Annotated in this window: 2 protein-coding genes; both read right to left on the reverse strand. The window is 44.1% G+C overall.

The annotated features are described in order from the left end of the window. Window positions 1-17: 17 nt before the first annotated feature. On the reverse strand, window positions 18-707 hold the full coding sequence (locus tag HMPREF3179_RS12350; RefSeq protein ID WP_210398738.1) for an RNA-guided endonuclease InsQ/TnpB family protein: 690 nt from the start codon (window positions 705-707) through the stop codon (window positions 18-20). Then, window positions 700-1,122, reverse strand: coding sequence for a hypothetical protein (locus HMPREF3179_RS12355; protein ID WP_210398739.1), 423 nt, complete (start codon window positions 1,120-1,122; stop codon window positions 700-702). The genes HMPREF3179_RS12350 and HMPREF3179_RS12355 overlap by 8 nt, the downstream gene beginning before the upstream one ends. Window positions 1,123-1,203 lie beyond the last annotated feature (81 nt).

Consider the following 1,203-nt stretch of genomic DNA (forward strand, 5'->3'; position numbering starts at 1 on the left):
TTGACTTCCTCCCCTCCCTAAAGGGATGGGATTCCTGCTTCCAGACGGCCAAGCCCGACCGCAAGAATGTTCCGACTGGCGTTGATATCTCGATCATGCCTTGTGCCACACTGCGCACACGTCCATTCTCTTATTCGCAAACCTGCTCTACCTTTCGGACTGCTGTCACGATTGCCACAGCACGAACACGTTTGGGTAGTGTATCGTTCTGATACGACCTCAAAACGGCAACCTGCGTGCTCGCATTTATAAGTCAATTGCCGTTTGATTTCAAACCAAGCAGCGTCATAGACGGACTTGGCTAGTTCTGATTTCTTACTGTTAAATTGATTACTCGCTACATCACCCACCACAATCAAAGCGTTCTCTTTCACTAGCTTAGTGGTGAATTGATGAATCATATGTTGTCGAGTGTTTTTTATCTTAGCATGAATCGCCTTAACTCGCTTTTTATTCCTTGCACCTTGTGCAATGGCTAAGGGTTTAGCCCACTGCTGTGTTTGTTTCGTTTCTAAGGTATCACCATTGGATGCCACCGCTGCCGAACTTAACCCTAAATCAATCCCGACTTTACCTGTACCACACGTTTTTTTAGGGAAGTCTTTTACTGTGATACACGCATACCAACGCCCACGGCTATCTTGCACAATCTCTAGTGTGTTGATGCTGTACAAGCTTAAGTTATAACTATCCCACAGATCAATCATGAGCTGATTGCCTTTGCCTAGGCTTAGCTGCAAGGTGCTTTTTTAAACTTTTCAATCCCATCTGACGGGAAGCCACGTGCTTAATGGCCGACTTCTTAAACGGAATCCAACCAAGCGATTTACGTTTTGCCTTTGGATGATTAGTACGCCATGCTAACTTCGCTTTACGAAATTGCTTACGACTCTTTGCATACGTTTCATTCACCGCCTGAATCGTTTGACTGTGTAAGTTTAAAAACTCACCACTGCCTTTGGTGTACTCGCTTAAATCATAAGCCGAAAAGAACTTATCCGTGCGCTGCAAATGCGTGTAACTCAAGTCATTAACGTAATTCCACACGAAATTCACCGAACGACTTAATTCGTCCAGTGCCTTAGCGTGCTTATCTCGAATTCGTAACTTGAGGGTTTTCATGCGTAAAAAATCCTAAACTAAAAAATACTTGCCTTACATCCCACACCTAAAGGAAGGGGTCTTACGGCAATTGTTGATAAA

The organism is Oligella sp. HMSC09E12, from assembly GCF_001808505.1.
In the GTDB taxonomy this organism is placed as follows: domain Bacteria; phylum Pseudomonadota; class Gammaproteobacteria; order Burkholderiales; family Burkholderiaceae_B; genus Oligella; species Oligella urethralis.

Bases quoted from the DNA above. Each gene is read 5' to 3' on its own strand.
- HMPREF3179_RS12350 (WP_210398738.1), bottom strand. From the start codon at position 707: ATGATTGATCTGTGGGATAGTTATAACTTAAGCTTGTACAGCATCAAC.
- HMPREF3179_RS12355 (WP_210398739.1), bottom strand. From the start codon at position 1,122: ATGAAAACCCTCAAGTTACGAATTCGAGATAAGCACGCTAAGGCACTG.